Source organism: Faecalibacterium sp. Marseille-Q4164 (assembly GCF_017377545.1).
Classification (GTDB): domain Bacteria; phylum Bacillota; class Clostridia; order Oscillospirales; family Ruminococcaceae; genus Faecalibacterium; species Faecalibacterium duncaniae.
In genome coordinates this window covers 248,194-264,124 of sequence record NZ_JAFREJ010000001.1, presented here as the reverse complement: position 1 = coordinate 264,124, position 15,931 = coordinate 248,194, and the positions used below count along the sequence as shown (strand labels likewise).

At 60.6% G+C, this 15,931-nt stretch carries 10 protein-coding genes and 1 tRNA gene; 2 read left to right on the top strand and 9 right to left on the bottom strand.

Features of this window, described 5'->3' with window-relative positions:
• Window positions 1–154: 154 nt before the first annotated feature.
• A tRNA-Gln gene (locus J3352_RS01225) sits at window positions 155–228 on the top strand.
• A 90-nt stretch (window positions 229–318) separates the two neighbouring features.
• Window positions 319–1,428 (top strand): aldo/keto reductase, encoded by a 1,110-nt coding sequence (locus tag J3352_RS01220; protein WP_005932619.1) that lies wholly within the window; start codon window positions 319–321, stop codon window positions 1,426–1,428.
• 53 nt (window positions 1,429–1,481) lie between these two features.
• On the opposite strand, the gene J3352_RS01215 is transcribed toward J3352_RS01220, so the two are convergent.
• From J3352_RS01215 to J3352_RS01175, 9 genes are all read right to left on the bottom strand, one after another.
• On the bottom strand, window positions 1,482–3,836 hold the full coding sequence (locus J3352_RS01215) for a glycoside hydrolase family 3 protein (protein ID WP_156066133.1): 2,355 nt from the start codon (window positions 3,834–3,836) through the stop codon (window positions 1,482–1,484).
• A 269-nt stretch (window positions 3,837–4,105) separates the two neighbouring features.
• Window positions 4,106–5,881 (bottom strand): bifunctional UDP-sugar hydrolase/5'-nucleotidase, encoded by a 1,776-nt coding sequence (locus J3352_RS01210; RefSeq protein WP_156066135.1) that lies wholly within the window; start codon window positions 5,879–5,881, stop codon window positions 4,106–4,108.
• A gap of 327 nt (window positions 5,882–6,208) precedes the next feature.
• Entirely contained in the window at window positions 6,209–7,981 is a 1,773-nt protein-coding gene (locus J3352_RS01205) for an oleate hydratase (RefSeq protein WP_156066137.1), read from the bottom strand.
• A 390-nt stretch (window positions 7,982–8,371) separates the two neighbouring features.
• Window positions 8,372–10,489, bottom strand: coding sequence for a ribonuclease R (gene rnr / locus J3352_RS01200; RefSeq protein WP_156066139.1), 2,118 nt, complete (start codon window positions 10,487–10,489; stop codon window positions 8,372–8,374).
• A gap of 116 nt (window positions 10,490–10,605) precedes the next feature.
• Window positions 10,606–10,854 (bottom strand): preprotein translocase subunit SecG, encoded by a 249-nt coding sequence (secG, locus tag J3352_RS01195; RefSeq protein WP_005932601.1) that lies wholly within the window; start codon window positions 10,852–10,854, stop codon window positions 10,606–10,608.
• 99 nt (window positions 10,855–10,953) lie between these two features.
• Window positions 10,954–12,546, bottom strand: coding sequence for a penicillin-binding protein 2 (locus tag J3352_RS01190; protein WP_156066141.1), 1,593 nt, complete (start codon window positions 12,544–12,546; stop codon window positions 10,954–10,956).
• A 52-nt stretch (window positions 12,547–12,598) separates the two neighbouring features.
• On the bottom strand, window positions 12,599–13,807 hold the full coding sequence (locus J3352_RS01185) for a hypothetical protein (RefSeq protein ID WP_156066143.1): 1,209 nt from the start codon (window positions 13,805–13,807) through the stop codon (window positions 12,599–12,601).
• The gene (locus J3352_RS01180) at window positions 13,804–14,919 is read right to left on the bottom strand and encodes a DUF58 domain-containing protein (RefSeq protein ID WP_156066145.1); all 1,116 of its coding nucleotides are present in this window, start codon (window positions 14,917–14,919) and stop codon (window positions 13,804–13,806) included. The genes J3352_RS01185 and J3352_RS01180 overlap by 4 nt, the downstream gene beginning before the upstream one ends.
• Window positions 14,916–15,863, bottom strand: a complete 948-nt coding sequence (locus tag J3352_RS01175; protein WP_156066147.1) for a MoxR family ATPase — start codon at window positions 15,861–15,863, stop codon at window positions 14,916–14,918. The genes J3352_RS01180 and J3352_RS01175 overlap by 4 nt, the downstream gene beginning before the upstream one ends.
• Window positions 15,864–15,931 lie beyond the last annotated feature (68 nt).

The following is a 15,931-nucleotide window of genomic DNA, read 5'->3' as shown; positions in this document are numbered from 1 at the left end:
TGACGGAATCAAGCAGCCCGCAAGAACTCCTGCGAAAGTGCGTCTTTTTTCTGATTTCTGCAAAAAATTTCAAAAAAGCGCTTGACAAAGCGGCGCTTTTTCCGTATAATAGCACACGTTGAGCGGCTCACCCCGCAAGACAGACCCAAGCTGATGGGGATTTGCATAGTGGTAGTGCGGTAGACTCTGACTCTACTTGTGGGAGTTCGATTCTCTCATCCCCAACCAAAAAGACATCCGAACACTCCGGATGTCTTTTTTTGTCGTATCCGGGTTATGGAGTGCACTCCGCCCTTGCACACGAGAGGAGTATTGGACATGGAAAACATCAAGAAAAACTTCGGTTTTGGCTGTATGCGCCTGCCCATGAAGGATGGTGAGATCGATCTGGCCGAAACCAGCCGGATGGTCGATTATTTTCTGGAGCAGGGCTTCAACTACTTCGACACGGCCCACGGCTACCTTCAGGGCCGGAGCGAGACGGCGCTGAAGACCTGCCTGACCAGCCGCCACCCCCGCGACAGCTACATCCTGACCAACAAGCTGACCGGCACTTTCTTCAAAACTGAGGCTGACATCCGTCCCTTTTTCCAGAGCCAGCTGGAAGCCTGCGGTGTGGACTATTTTGATTTCTACCTGATGCACGCCCAGAGTGCAACGTTTTACCAGCATTTCAAAAAATGCCGGGCCTATGAGACCGCTTTTGCGCTGAAGGCCGAGGGCAAAATCAAGCATGTGGGCATCTCCTTCCACGATCATGCCGAGGTACTGGAGCAGATCCTGACTGACTACCCGGAGATCGAGGTGGTGCAGATCCAGTTCAACTATGTGGACTACGACGACCCCGCCGTGCAGAGCCGCAAGTGCTATGAAGTCTGCCGCAGGCACGGCAAGCCCGTGCTGGTCATGGAGCCTGTGAAGGGCGGCAACCTGGTCAACCTGCCCGAAGAGGCCCGGAAGGTGCTGGACGAGCTGCACGGCGGCAGCCCAGCCAGCTACGCCATCCGCTTTGCGGCGGGCTTCCCCGGCATGATGATGGTGCTCTCCGGCATGAGCAGCATGGAGCAGATGAAGGATAACCTCAGCTACATGAAGGACTTCCAGCCCCTGAACGAGACTGAGCTGGAAGCCGTGAAGAAGGTGCAGTCGATCTTCTGCGGCATGAACCTGATCCCCTGCACCGCCTGCCGCTACTGCACCGACGGCTGCCCCAGGCAGATCGCCATCCCCGACCTGTTCGCCGTGATGAACACCAAGCAGATCTATCACGACTGGAACGCCGACTTTTACTATAATAATGTTTATACCGGCGCAGGCCGCCGGGCATCTGACTGCATCCAGTGCGGCAGGTGCGAAAAGGCCTGCCCTCAGCACCTGCCCATCCGCAGACTGCTGACTGAGATCGCCGCGGAATTTGACAAGCAGTAAATAAAAAGAGCGATACAGCAAACGCTGTATCGCTCTTTTTTCGTTAACGGGAATTAGTAATTCAGACCGAAGCCGCTGCGGTAGTAGTTGCCGTCGGCATCGCAGTAGGCGTAGCTGCCGCCCTTGACGTTGGCGAGGATGGCGGGATCGATGTACTGATCCTTATCGTAGCCGGGCACGTCGTTGGGAGAGGCGCAGATCTCGCGCACCACACCGTCGATCTCCTGCTCGGTGATGGCAATGACGGCGGGGTCAGAGACCATGGTCAGGCTCAGCTTGCCGGTGGGGGCAAAGTCGCCGCTGATGACATCGACCTGAGCGTTCAGGGCGTTGTTCAGGGCAACGGCGCTGACGGTGTACTGGATGGTCAGTGCGTCGCAGTAGGGCTCCAGCTTGTCCAGCAGCCAGGGGTTGCAGACCACGCAGGTGCCAACCACCTTGCCGCCGCGGGCATGGATGGCATCGGCCAGTTCCTTGATCTTCTCCACGTCCTTCAGGGTGACAACAGTGACCTTGTTGCCGGTCTTTTTCTGGCTCTTGTTGCGCTCGCGCTCGTCAGTGACGATCTCGCCCATCTCGATGACAGGCATTGCGTACTGGTTGAACACCAGACCGTTGCTGATGGGCCAGACGTGCAGGTAGAGCACATCGGCTTCCTCCGGGGCGGCCACCACGGTGTAGCCCTTCTTCTCAAAGGCTTCCGTCAGGGTCTTGCGCAGAGCGGCATCCTCGTCCGTGTTGCCCAGACCGGCACCCATGGCCTGTGCCATCTGTGCAAAGCCGGAGTCCACACCCTTGAAGGTGACGATGCAGACCTTCTGGCTCTTGGCCAGAGGCAGGAGCTTCTCGTGGTTCTTGACCAGAACAACAGCCTTCTGGTTGGCCTCGTAAGCCTTCTTCTTGGCACCATCGAAGTTATCCACGCGGGCCTGATCGGCCTTGTCGGGGTCGAGGTAGGGGTTATCCACCCGCTTGGTGCGGAACAGGCTCAGCAGACGATTGTAGCTGGCGCGGTCCAGATCTGCCTTGGGCAGCAGACCGTCCTCCACAGCCTTGACGATGTTCTCGGGGTCGGTGTTGCCGCCGATGACATCGGTACCGGCAGAAATGGCCTTGGCGTAGCGCTCAGGCTCGGTGAGGTTCTCCACGCCGTAGATCTGAACGGTGGTGATGCCGGAGTCGGAGTTGACATAACCGTCAAAGCCCATCTTGTTCCGGGCCAGATCGGTGATCAGCTCCTTGCTGTAAGCGCTGGGCACTTCCTCGGTGCTGGTGATCTCGCCCCGGTAGGTCTGGGGCACGGCACGGCCATCGGTGGCAATACGGGAGTAGTCCGGCATGATGGAAGAGACCTTGTGGTCAAAGGCGCGCTGGAACGGGGGCAGATGATACTTTTCCATAGAGCCGGGGGTACGGTAGATGCGCCACTGGCCGATGGGCACATGGGGCTCAAAGCCATTCTCAGAGGGGGCATCGCCGGGGAAGTGCTTGATGGTCAGAACAACAGAACCCTCGTTCAGGCCGTTGTCGCCATCCTGATAGCCCTTGACCAGAGCCTCGGCAATATCGCTGGTGACATCGGGACGCTCGCCGTAAGTACCGGAGGTACGGGGCCAGCGGGGGTCAGAGGTCACATCGACCTGAGGGCCGTACATGATGTTCAGGCCCTCGGCCTTCATCATCTTGCGGTCGGTCTGGGCCATCTCATAGACCATGTCGGTGTTGCCGTCGCCAATGACAGCCGCGCCGATGCCCAGAGAGTCCGGGTAACCGATGTTGATGGGGTTGGTGTGGAGAGAGTACGGAATGGCCACGCCGCCCTTGCAGGCCTCGTATTCCAGCATCTGGGTGCCGGCGTTGTGGTACAGAGCCACCATGCCGGCCTCGCAGCGCATGTCACCGCGGTAAACACCGGCGGCAATGTGCTTTTCCAGAACGTGGCTGTCATCAATGCTGACGGTCATGCCGGGCAGAGGGCCGGGCATGGGCTTTTCACCGGGGTTGTGGTGCTTGTAGATTTTGCCCAGCTCCAGCTTGCCTTCGGCGTTGGTGGCCTCGGCACGGGTGGGCACCACAGGGCTGTTGAACAGGGTGTTCAGCACAAGGCCTGCCTGCTGATCCAGCCGCAGATGCTTGACCATATCCTCAGCGCGCTGCTCAGGGCTCAGCCGCCAATCCTTGTAGGGGGCCAGCTCGCCGCTGTTGTCCAGATCCTTAAAGTACAGGCCGTCCTTGACGATCACGCCGCAGGTGGTCACACCGATGTCGGGGCCGTTGACGTTGTGGAAGATGACCGGCTCAAGATACTGGTCAATGATCTGCTCGCCCTCTTCCAGAGCGTAGGGTGCAGGGATCACGCCGTCCTTGGCCTCTGCCCACTGGTCGGCGCTGGTATACCGTGTCTGCATAATGTTTCTCCTTTGTCTCTGTGCCTGCCACAGCACAGCTGATATATTACTTGCCTGTTTATTATACTTCCAGCGCAGATCGTTCGCAAGCAAACAAATAAAAAAAGTTACAAACTTTGGCGTAGTATACAAGGATGCTCTGCCGGATTTGTGCAACTTTCCCCTATCCTGATCCACAAACCGGGTTCGTTTCCTGCTGACAATGCTGCATAAAAATAACCCTCTCCGTCAAAGCCTGCGGCGTTGACGGAGAGGGTCGTATCCTTAATTTACCAGATCATCTGGATGCGGCCTGCGCCGTACGGGTCCTCGTAGTTGAGCAGGTAGCCGGGGTAATCGGCCAGCGGGCTGTTGGCGCTTGCCAGATGCGGCAGACCGTTGGCATCCACGCCGCCGAACATGGCTGCGTAGCTGGACATGACGAGGTAGTCCTCAGAGACATAGTCCTTGATAAGGGTCGCGCCATCGAACATGGCAAAGCCATCGCCCAGATTGCGCAGGGTGTAGTTCATGCCGGCCAGAGCGTAGGTGGCGTTCGGGTCAAGGGGCTGATAAGTACCGGTGGTCTTGTCGTAGATCTCCACATTGCTGACACGCGGGGTGGCGGCGCTGCCGGTCCAGACATTCTTGTCGTTGGTCTGAACGGTGTTGGGGATCATGGGGTGGATCGTGTACCTGGCACCTGCCACCTGCAGGAAGCCGCCGTTCTCCTTGCCCTCAGCACCGGCAAAGCGGGCACCAAACTCCAGAGCGTCCTGGATCTGCTGGCCGGTCACGGACATCAGGCAGGCCACGTTGCCAAAGGGGCTGACGGTCTTGCAGGTCTTGAAGCTCCAGGGGCCAGCCTCCACATCGGTGCGGATGCCGCCGCCGTTCATAATGGCGACATCACAGTGGAGCTCCTCGATCTCGTTGAAGTAGGTGTAGATGCCGTCGGCCACGAAGTCGCCCAGGTTGGTCTCGCCGGAGCGGATGCGGCGCTTGCCGGTGGCAGGATCGTTGATGTAGAATTTGGTATCGCCCACTGCGATCTCCTCGCCCAGCATATCGTCCACTGCGCTGATCCAGTTGGAGGCGGTGGCGGCCACGGCAGCATCCAGACCCTCGTAGGTGTCGATGAGCTCAGTGGTGATGGTGCCGTCTGCGCCCACGGTCATCTTGCCGATGTTCTTGAAGTAAGAACCGGTCTGGGTCAGGGTGACTGCCTTGCCGGAAGCATCGGTGACCTGCTTATTGGCCATCACGGTGTGGGAGTGGCCGTCGATGAAGGCGGTGAAGCCGTGGGTGTGTGCAATGACTTCCTCGCTGGTCCAGGGAGAGGAGGAGGGGTCAACGCCCAGATGGCCCAGACCGATGATGGTGTCAGCGCCCCAGAACTCAGCCTTGTCGATGGCTTCCTGAACGGCATCGTAGAGCTTCTGGCCATCCTCGCCGCCCAGAATGTCGTAGATGTACTTGGTCTGGGCATCGTTCATAAAGTAGGCCGGGGTGGACTTGGTGAAGGTCTCGGGGGTGGTCACGCCCACAAAGGCGATCTTGCGGCCGCCCACAAAGAAGAACTTGACGCTGGGCAGAACGTTGAAGCCGGTACGCAGATCGACCCAGTTGCAGGAGACATAGGGGAAGTCGGCTTCCTGGAGCACAGCCTTGGCGCGAGCCATGCCGTAGTCGAACTCGTGGTTGCCGGGGGTGGCCAGATCGTAACCGGCCTCGTTCATCAGCTCGATGATGGTAGCGCCGTCATCCATGGAGCCGTAAGCGGTGCCCTGGATATGGTCGCCTGCATCCACCAGCAGCACATCCCGGCCGGTGTCCTCGATGCTCTTTTTCAGGGCGGCAATGGCGGCATAGGTGGGCTTGGGGGACTTGTTGTCGATATAGGTGTGGACATCGTTGGTGTAGAGGATGGTCACATCCGCTTTGTCACCAAAGAAGCAATTGGTCTCCTCCGCAAAGGCGGCGGGTGCACCGACAGAAACTGCGGTCAGTGCCGTGGCAGCACCGGCAGCCTTGATAAAGCTGCGGCGGGTAATGAACTGTTTCACAGGGAAAGACCTCCTTTGATTCAATACGCTCTTTCAGCCCTCTTCGTCAATGCTGTGCAGCGTCGTTTTCCCTTTTGGGGAACTGGCGGGCTTCAGCAAGACCGAGAGGGCTGTTTGTTACCTAAATCTTAACATAGAACCCCAGTTTCCGCAAGGGATTTTTGTAAAATTCGTGTCAAGAAATCCCACCATAGTCATACTGTTTTGGTAAAACGTTTGAAAATTCCGAGAAAAAGGGCAAAGCCCCGCATCCCATGGAAAGGGTGCAGGGCTTTGCCGCATTCAGAAAAGAGGGTCAGAGGATCGGGGGACGATTCTCAGACAGCATCAAATGGCATGGTATTCCTTGAGGAACTTCTCAAGGTCGGTGCCCTCGATCTTCTTGAGCACTTCCTTGAGGGCCACCCGCTGGATGAAGGGCAGATCCATATCGGTGATCTTCTTGCCGTCACGCAGTTTGACCGTTGCATCGATCAGGCTGCGGACATCATAGGTGCTGCCCCAGACCTCGGGCACGCCGCGGTCGATGTTGAGCAGGGTGTAAACCGCTTCCATACCGGTGCGCATGGAGTACTCGGTGGTAAAGATGGTGTCACGGCCGGTCTCGGCAAACTGGCCCAGGAAGGCGAAGTTGACAGCGCCCTGGGGCACGATGTCGGGGCGGTCGCCGAAGGCACGGGGCATGAAGAAGGCATCGATATAGGGCATCATCACAGGCACGGTGTTGGCGCTGTGCTCAGCCAGCTCGGCAATGTCCTCCTCGGGCACGCCGATGTGGTACAGCCACTCCATGCAGATCTCGCGGCCGGTGCAGTCGCGCATGGGCTTCTTGACGTAATCGCCGGGCTTGTCGCTGAACAGGCCGTAGACCCAGACGCAGAGCTGGTTCTTGGGCTGGTCACGGAACTGCTGCTGGCGGTTCAGGGTCCAGCTGAGCAGCCAGCTGGAATCCTTGACCGTGACGATGCCGCCGGTGACGGTGTGGCCGCTGAAGGGGTCACGCTTGCAGATCTTCTTGATATACTGGGGGATCTTGTCGTCCAGGGTGGTGATGGTGGCGCTTTCCCAGTTGGACAGCTCCGGCTGAGAGCAGAACTTTTCGGGATGGCCGAAGGAGGGATCCTGTGCAGCGATCTTCTTCCACAGATCCCAGCCGTTGCCCGGCCTGATGGTGGGATCAAAGCCTGCGGCCTTGTCCTGAGAGCCGATGGTGCAGCTCTCCACGCAGCCGCCGTTGGTGATGAAGAGCAGGTCGTTCTCGGTGAGGTCGATGGTCCTGCTCTCACCCTTGTGATCCACGGTCACGCTGCTGGCCTGCTTTTTGCCGCCCTCGATCCGGAACTGGACATCGGTGACCTTGGTCTCGTACTGGAAGTCCACGCCGTGATCCTTCAGGTAGGTGACCATGGGCAGGATGATGGACTCGTACTGGTTGTAGCGGGTAAAGCGCAGGGCGGTGAAATCGGGCAGACCGCCGATGTGGTGGATATAGCGCTTGAGGTAAAGCTTCATCTCCAGCGCGCTGTGCCAGTTCTCAAAGGCGAACATGGTGCGCCAGTACATCCAGAAGTTGGAGGAGAACACCTCATCGTCGAAGATATCGGTGATCTTTTTGTCCTGCAGCTGCTCATCCGGGGTGAAGAAGAGCTTCATGATCTCCATGGCACCCTGATCGGAGATGGCGAACTTGCCGTCGGTGTGGGCATCCTGGCCGCGGTTGACGGTGGCACGGCAGAGGGACTTGTTGGGGTCCTCCTTGTTCAGCCAGTAATACTCGTCCAGCACGCTGGCTCCCTCGGTCTCCAGCGAGGGGATGGAGCGGAGCAGATCCCACATGACTTCGAAATGGTTGTCCATCTCACGGCCGCCGCGCATGACATAGCCGATATCGTACTTGTAGCCGTCGCAGGCACCGCCGGGCAGCGGGTCCTTCTCAAACACATGGATGTGGTCGCCCTGCATCTGGCCGTCACGGACCAGGTAGCAGGCGGCAGTCAGGGCCGCCAGACCGGAGCCGATGAGGTAAGCAGATTTATTGTCAACGCCCTCAGGCTTTTTGGGGTGTGCAAATGCTTCGTAGTTGCCACTGGAATAATACATACTGGGAACCTCCTGTAAATCGTATTGGGAAGACCGCGTTCATGGTTCTGTGTCGTCTTCCCTTTCGTTGTGCCTAGTATACCCCAGTGGTTTTTTCAGAACAACAAACAAATCCTGAACAGTGTATAAAATTTATACAAAACACAACCATTGTCGGAAATATGGCGAAACTGTGTATAACCCCCCAGTCACCTGCGGTGACAGCCCCCGCTAATAGGGGGGCCTTTGGCATTGCATAAAGCTTTGCAAGTCCCCCTTTCCGCACAGACTGCACCATTATGCCAAGGGCTCCCCTACTAGGGGAGCTGGCGCAAAGCGCCTGAGGGGTTTAGTCCAACAAAAAAAGCGCTCACCCTCCAGGGAAGGTGAACGCTTGCGTTTCTTTATCAGTTATTTTGTTTCGGGTGCCACCTCAAAATCGACCTTGCCAAGGTTGATATCGGCGCGGACGATGGTGATCATCATGCTGTCGCCCAGGCTCCAGGTCTTGCCGGAGGCGGGGTCAGAAAGGCGGATGCCCTCGGTGAGGGTGGTGCCGGTGGCGGTCAGGCTGGAAGCAGGCACAAAGCCCTCCACGCCGTTCTCCAGCTCCACGAAGATGCCGCGCTGGGTCACGCCGGAGATGATGCCCTCGTAGCACTCACCCAGATGGCGGCGGGCGTACTCGGCCTTGTAGTAATCCTCGGCCTTGCGCTCGATCTGAACGGCCAGCACTTCCCGCTCGCTGGACTGCTTGGAGGCCTTCTCCGCGAAATCGGTGTAGCGGACGATCATGGTCTCCTTGTCGGTGCCGCTGAGCAGGTCGGTCATCATGCGGTGGATGGCCAGATCCGGGTAGCGGCGGATGGGGCTGGTGAAGTGGGCGTAATCCTTGAGCACCAGACCATAGTGGCCCTTGGGCTTTTCCTCATAGCAGGCCTTGGACATGCAGCGGAGCATTCCGGTGTTGACGATCTGCTCAAACGGGGTGCCGCGCACACCTTCCAGAATGGCGCTCAGCTCCTTGGGGGTGGGCACTTCCTTGGCAAAGTGGTCGTTGATGCCGCAGGCCTGCAGCAGGCTGTGCAGGCGCTCCAGCTTCTCGCCGTTGGGCTCCTCGTGGACACGGTAGACAAAGGGGATCTGCTTGACCCGGGCAAAGTGGGCGGCGCACTGGTTGGCCAGCAGCATGAACTCCTCGATCATGGCCTCGCTCTCGCCGGAGGTGCGCTTTTTCACATCGATGCAGTGGCCGTTCTCATCCAGAATGAGCTTGACTTCCCCGCTCTCGAAATCGATGCAGCCGCGCTCCTTGCGCAGGCGGGCGCGGTGGGCGTACAGCTCCTTCATGGCGGGCAGCTGATCCAGCACCTCGGCGTACTTGGCCTGCGTCTCGGCATCGGCAGTGCCGGCCAGCAGGGCGTTGATCTCAGAATACACGCCCTTGACCCGGCTGCAGATGATGGACTTGACGAACTTGTAGTCGGTCAGGTTGCCGTCCTGATCCAGACGCATCAGGCAGGAGAACGCCAGGCGCAGCTCCTTCTCGTTCAGGGAGCAGATGCCGTTGGAAAGGCTCTTGGGCAGCATGGGCACGACCTGATCCGCATAGTAGACCGAAGTGGCGCGGTTGAAGGCTTCCTCGTTCAGCTCACTGCCGGGCTTGACGTAGTGGGAGACATCGGCGATGTGAACGCCCAGCTCATAGCCGCCACCGGGGAGCCGGGTCAGGCTGACGGCATCGTCGATATCCTTGGTCTCGGCGCTGTCGATGGTGAAGATGGGCAGAGCGCGCAGATCCATGCGGCCCTTGCAGTCCTCCTCAGACACGGTCATGTCCTCGAACTTCTTGGCCTCGTCCCGCACCTTCTCGGGGAAACGGGTGTGGATGTCCTTGGCATAGAGCAGGGCCTTGGCGCAGCGCTTGGCCTCCTCGCAGCTGCCAAAGCGCATGGAAACGCCCACGCGGTGATCCTCCTGCCGGGTCCCGCGCTGCAGGATCTCCACAGCCACCTTGTCGCCGTCCTTCGCGCCGCCCTCGCAGTCGCGCTGGATGGTCATGGAGATGGCCGGGCAGTCATCGGGCACGAACTTCAGGCGGCCCTCGATGCGGCGGACAGTGCCCACCATGTCGTTCTTCTGCTCGAGCACGGCAAGGATCTCGCCCTCATCGCTGCCCTCCACCCGGGGGTGGGCAAACTTTTCCACCAGAACGGAGTCGCCGGGCATGGCACCGCGGGTGAAGCGGCCCGGGATGAAGATATCGCCGGATTCATCCTCCAGCATCACAAAGGCAAAGTTCTTGCCCAACTTGACCACCTTGCAGAGCAGGGCCTTTTCGGCACGGCCGGAGCGGGCAGTGAAGAACACGCCGGACTTCTGGCAGACCACAGCGTCGTGCACCAGCTCGTCCAGAGCCTCCATCACCTTGCGGTCAGCGGAACGGTCGCCGCCGAACTTTGCCTTGAGGTCCTTGACCATGCAGGGCTGGTTCTGGATGGCATGTTCAATTTTATCGCGTAATGACATATTTTTCTCCTTAACACTTTTCCGGCATTCTCCAACGGAACCCGGACGACATCTTTCCCACTAAAGGTTGCAGACAGAAAAACAGCCCCGCCTTACACGGGGCTGTACACGGGTGCTCAGGCCAGACGGCTGGCGAACACACAGGCCAGGATAGCCACCACAAAGAACACGATGCCTGCAATGCGGGTCACCTTGGCCAGCATCTGATCCGCAGGGGTCAGGCGTGCATTGTTGGCACCGCCCACACCACCGTTGATGGCACCGGCCAGACCCTGACCGTGGGTGTGCTGCATCAGGGTGAGGAGGATGATGACGGCCGAGACGACCAGTAGGATGGCACCGCCGACGATTTCAATGACAGACATGGATGGAACGCTCCTTTTATCTTTAGTTTCATAGAGACTGCATACAAATACAAGTGTATGATAGCACAAAAGCCCGGGAAATGCAAGAAAAACCGTGGGCTATGGGGCCAGAATTTCCAGCCCTGCCGCCACCCGGGCAAAGATGGCCGCGCTGGAAAAGGCAGGCTCAGCCTGCGTGTCCTGCAGCACCACGATGGTATAGCGGGGCTGCTCTGCCGGGACAAAGCCCGCAAACCAGTAATTTTTCAGCTCTGTGCCGCCGGAAAACTGGCCGGTCTGGGCCGTGCCGGTCTTGCCTGCCGCGGTCTGGCCGGGCAGGGCAGCCTCATGGCCGGTGCCCCCGGCCACCACACCCGCCAGCAGGGCCTGCAGGGCGGCGGCGGTGCGCTTTGTAAGCACCCGCCTGCTCCGGACATGGGAAAGCGCCGTGAGGGGCGCGCCGGTGGTCTCGTCCAGAGTGGTCTCCAGCAGCAGCGGGGTGCGGCAGATCCCCCCGCAGGCAATGGTGTTCATCATGGCGGCGACCTGGAGGGGGGATGCCAGCAGCTCCCCCTGCCCAAAGCAGAAATTGGCGTAGGCCCCGCTGGACGCAAGAGCCTCCCGCTCCGGCAGGACCCCAGCCGCCGTGTGCAGGGCATCGGTGAGCGGGATCGCCTGCCCGAAGCCCAGCTGCTCTGCCATGGCGCGGACAGCATCGGCCCCCAGCGCCTGCCCCAGCCGGATGAAGTAGCCGTTGCAGCTCTTTTCCAGCGCGCCGGCCAGATCCACCTCACCATGGGGAATGCCGCCCGCACAGCGGAAGATTCGGCCATCCACCGCGCACCAGCCGGGGCAGGTGTAGACAAAGCCGCTCTCCCCTGCCTCCAGCGCCGCTGCCGCCACCACCGGCTTGAACACCGAGCCCACGGCATAGCACTGAAACGCCCGCTCCAGCAGGGGGCTGTCCGGGGCGTTCAGGCTGGCCGAAATATTCTCCGGGTCATAGCCGGGGCGGCTGACGCAGGCCCGCACCTTGGCGTTGGCGGTGTCCAGCACCAGGATGCAGCCGCTCTGCATCGTCTCGTTGGCCACGGCTTCGGCGGTCTGCTGGATCTCCCGGGAAAGGGTCAGCTGCACCCCCACGGCCCCGCTGTCGGCGGGGGTGAGGACGGGCTCGGCCCGCAGCTTTCCCTGGGCGTTGACGGTGCAGAGCAGGGTATCCCCCGCCCCGCTGCCGGTGAGCAGATCATCAAAGGCGGCTTCCAGCCCGGCAGCACCATGGCCCTCGCCATCGAGATACCCCAGCAGCTGCACTGCCAGCGGGGCGGCAGAGCTTCGCCGCGCCGCCGGCCAGCAGGAAACGCCCAGCGCGGAAACGTCCCGGTTCACCTCCAGCAAGAACGGGGACGCGGCGTTCCGCTTCTGGTAGAGCGCCGCCTGCCCGGCGGCATCGGTGTAGGCAAACAGGCGGGCATAGCTGCCCTCCCCGGGCACGCAGAGGGCCATCCAGCGGGTGGTCTGCCCCGTGAGGAGCTGCCCCCTGTGATCATAAAAATTTCCCCGCCGGGCGGGCAGGTGGAGGGTGACCACGCTCTGCGCCGCCGCCCGGGCCCCATAGGCCGTGTCGGAGCAGAGCCAGTACAGGCGGCAGACCACCGCCGCAAAGCAGAACAGCAGGGTTCCATACAGGACCAGCACCCGTTTGCCGGACATGAAAACGCCCCCTCTCCCGCTTAGGATGTGCAGAAAGGGGGCATTGATGCGTTCAGGAGCAGATTTTTCGGACGAGCTCAGCGGCGCGGGCGGCATCCTCGGTCGTGGCGGTGCCGTTGTAGCGGGCTTTGAGGTAGATCTGGCGCAGCTCGGCCTCGGCGGCAAAGTCCATACCGAAAGCGCGGCCGGTCAGGTCAAGGCTGGTATCGCCCCGCAGGATGGTCACACCGTGGCGCTGGCAGTGGTCCAGATAGATGGCATACTCCCGCCGCACTTTATCCACCGGGCTGAGGAAGAGTCCGGGCCAGCGGCGGGCACGCTTGTGGGTGCTATGCCGGACCGTGGTGTCCGTGCAGGCAGTGTCCGTGTGCCGGAACTTCTGGCGCAGGAAATGCCGCACCACCAGCACCGCACAGAGGACCGCCAGCAGGATACCGAGCACAGTCAGCATCGACATCCCGTTGATGAGCGGTTCTGCGTCCTCGGCGGCCTTTTGGGCGTTGGCGATGACCTCATCGGTAGAAACGATCTCGGTGCGCTCCAACGGTTTGGGCGGAAAGAGGGTGAAGAGCCAGTGGATGAACTGCAGGATGCCGTGGAACAGCCAAGTCACACCCTGCACCACAATGTTGTTCAAAAACAGCTGCAGCACCGGCACGATCCCGCCAAAGTAAACGGCAGATGCAGCCGCCTTTGCACCGGCAACCACAACACTGCGGCTGAGCAGAAACGGCCCTGCGCACACCGCCGCCAGCACGCCGCCGGAAAGCAGCAGATAGCCCGGCCGGGTGGAGATCTCCGGGTCCTGCCGGGTGGTGCGGTTGAACCCCACCAGAAGCACCGCTGCCGCCGTCGCAAAGGGCAGGGCCGCCGAAAGCACCGCGTTGGCGTTCCACAGCAGCATTGCTACTGCAAAGAAGGGCCATCCCCGGCAGAGCCAGCGCAGGCGCTCGGCCTGCCGCACCGGCGAAAGGGCAAAATCGCCGGTGTAGGCCAGCAGCACCGGGTAGACTGCCGCCGGGAAGTAGCAGAGCTTGTCCGCCCCTGTAGGCAGGAAGAGCAGCGCCGCCGCGCTCAGGGCCGCAAGAGTGGTGCGGAGGGGACGGCTGCCCTCAAAGCAGGAGGCCAGACCAAAGCAGAGGGCAGGCCAGACCAGCACCAGCGGCATGGGTGTCCCACCGAAGCTGGCGGCAAAAAAGCCCGCAAAGGCATAGTAAAAGCTCAGATCACCTGCCAGGCGCAGGGTATGTAAGAACATCATGCGCCCGCCTCCCCTGTCTGGGCCGTCTCTATGGCCATTTCCGGAGTGAGCACCAGCAGCGGAATGCCAGGCAGGGGCTGCACGGCAGCACGCACAGCTTCTTCCGGCTCCGTTGTCACCACGATGCAGCCGACCTGCTCCTGCGGGTGGTAGTATTCGGCGCAGAACCGCGCGCAGGAAAGGGCGGTCTGCCCGGTGGCGCGGCCCAGAATTTCCAACACCCTGCGGTAGTGTTCGGGGCCGTAGCCCTGCGGGGTTTCCAGCGGCTTTCTCCACTCCTCACCGGAGAGGGCCGCATTGAGCAGCAGGTCAAAGGCAGCGTTTGCCGCAAAGCGGTAGGACACCGCCTTTTCTTCCAGCCTCCGGCAGATTGTGCGGGCCATGGAGTAGCAGAGCTCCGCCGGTTCCGGGTGGTCGTAATCCTTGGTATCCGCATGGACTAGCACCACCGCCCGGGGCTCAGTGGTGTAATCCCACTTTTTGACCATAAGTCCCTGCCCCCGGACGCTCTGCTTCCAGGCGATGGAGCGCATGGGGTCACCGCTGGTGTAGGGGCGGTAACCCGCCGTGAGAATAGGATCCTCGTAGAGATAGCGGTTCACCGAAAGCTCACCCAGAAAACCGCCCAGCATCTCTTCCAGTTCCGGCAGAGCGCACTCCCTGGGCGGAACAATGAGCTCGTGGAAGCCCCGCTCGGTGCGGGACTGTTCCACAAGACCCAGAAAATCGCCGCCGATGACCTGCATCGGTTCCAGCACATAGCGGCCCCGGCGTTCCAGCCTGAGGGCGGTGGAGAAATCCGCCTCCTGCCCCGGGCGCAGCCAGGTGGTGAACCGCACCGTGTGGCCCCAACCTGTCTGATCCTGCGTAATGTGGTGCTCCGTGCAGGGAAGAAACTCCTTGTTCAGGTGGAGCTTTGCCGCCAGGAACATCTTCCAACGGGGGCCGCTGTTCCGGACAACAAGGTGGATCACGGCGGGCTCCCCGGCTTCCACAAGATGATCCTCCACTTCCAGCCGCCCCTGCACATCGTCCAGGCTGTGGACTGTGCTGTAACGCTCCAGCCCAAGGGCTGTGGCCACCAATAGCAGCGCGAAGATGACGGCGCTCATTCCGCACTCTCCAGCGGCACGGTGATCTCGGCCAACAGCTTGCGCATCCGCAGAGCGGCGGCTTCGGCGTTCATGCTGCTGCCCAGAGAAATGCGGTGAGAAAGCACCGCCGGGGCCAGCCCTTTGATGTCCTCGGGGATGACGTATTCCCTGCCCTGCAAGGCGGCATACGCCTGCGCAGCCTGATAGAGCGCCAGCGCACCGCGGGTAGACACACCGCTGACAAAGCCGCTCTGTGTGCGGGTAGCTTCCACGATGTCCATAAGGTAGTGCTTGACCTCCTCGGAGACCTTGACCTCCCGGTAAGCCGTGCGGACGTATGCGGTCTCCTCGGGAGTGACGACGGCCTGCAGCTCGTTCAGCACGGTCTGGGCCGAGGGGCGGGAGAGCACCTCCAGCTCCTGCTCCCGGGTCATATAGCCCAGCGACAGCCGCATGAAAAAGCGGTCCATCTGGGCATCTGGCAACGGGAAGGTGCCAAAGGATTCCAGCGGATTCTGGGTGGCCAGCACCATAAAGGGCTCAGCCAGGCGGCTGGTCACGCCGTCCACGGTAATCTGCCTTTCCTCCATGGCTTCCAGCAGGGCCGACTGGGTACGGGGCGTGGCACGGTTGATCTCGTCCGCCAACACAAAGTTGGTGAAGAGCGGGCCAGGCCGGAACTCGAACTCACCGGACTTCTGGTTGTAGAAATTGATGCCGGTCAGATCGGAGGGCAGCAGGTCGGGCGTGAACTGCACCCGTTTGAAGCCTCCGCCCACCGTGCGCGCAAATGCACGCAGGAGCATGGTTTTGCCGGTGCCGGGCTTATCCTCCAGCAATACATGGCCTCCGCAGAGGAAGCTGACCAGAATTTTCTCGGTAGCATCCTCCTTGCCCACAATGACACGGGCACAATTGGACACAACTTTTTCGCGGTAGGCGGTAAAAGCGGCAGTGTTCATTGGTGTTTCCTTTCCCAAAAACAATTTTTCTAAGTGTACTCTTGTTTGGAAAGGGTGTCAACAAAAAA

Excerpts from the sequence above, each read along its gene's own strand:
- J3352_RS01220 (WP_005932619.1), top strand. The coding sequence starts at position 319 with ATGGAAAACATCAAGAAAAACTTCGGTTTTGGCTGTATGCGCCTGCCC.
- J3352_RS01215 (WP_156066133.1), bottom strand. The coding sequence starts at position 3,836 with ATGCAGACACGGTATACCAGCGCCGACCAGTGGGCAGAGGCCAAGGAC.
- J3352_RS01205 (WP_156066137.1), bottom strand. The coding sequence starts at position 7,981 with ATGTATTATTCCAGTGGCAACTACGAAGCATTTGCACACCCCAAAAAG.
- rnr (WP_156066139.1), bottom strand. The coding sequence starts at position 10,489 with ATGTCATTACGCGATAAAATTGAACATGCCATCCAGAACCAGCCCTGC.
- secG (WP_005932601.1), bottom strand. The coding sequence starts at position 10,854 with ATGTCTGTCATTGAAATCGTCGGCGGTGCCATCCTACTGGTCGTCTCG.
- J3352_RS01190 (WP_156066141.1), bottom strand. The coding sequence starts at position 12,546 with ATGTCCGGCAAACGGGTGCTGGTCCTGTATGGAACCCTGCTGTTCTGC.
- J3352_RS01185 (WP_156066143.1), bottom strand. The coding sequence starts at position 13,807 with ATGATGTTCTTACATACCCTGCGCCTGGCAGGTGATCTGAGCTTTTAC.
- J3352_RS01180 (WP_156066145.1), bottom strand. The coding sequence starts at position 14,919 with ATGAGCGCCGTCATCTTCGCGCTGCTATTGGTGGCCACAGCCCTTGGG.
- J3352_RS01175 (WP_156066147.1), bottom strand. The coding sequence starts at position 15,863 with ATGAACACTGCCGCTTTTACCGCCTACCGCGAAAAAGTTGTGTCCAAT.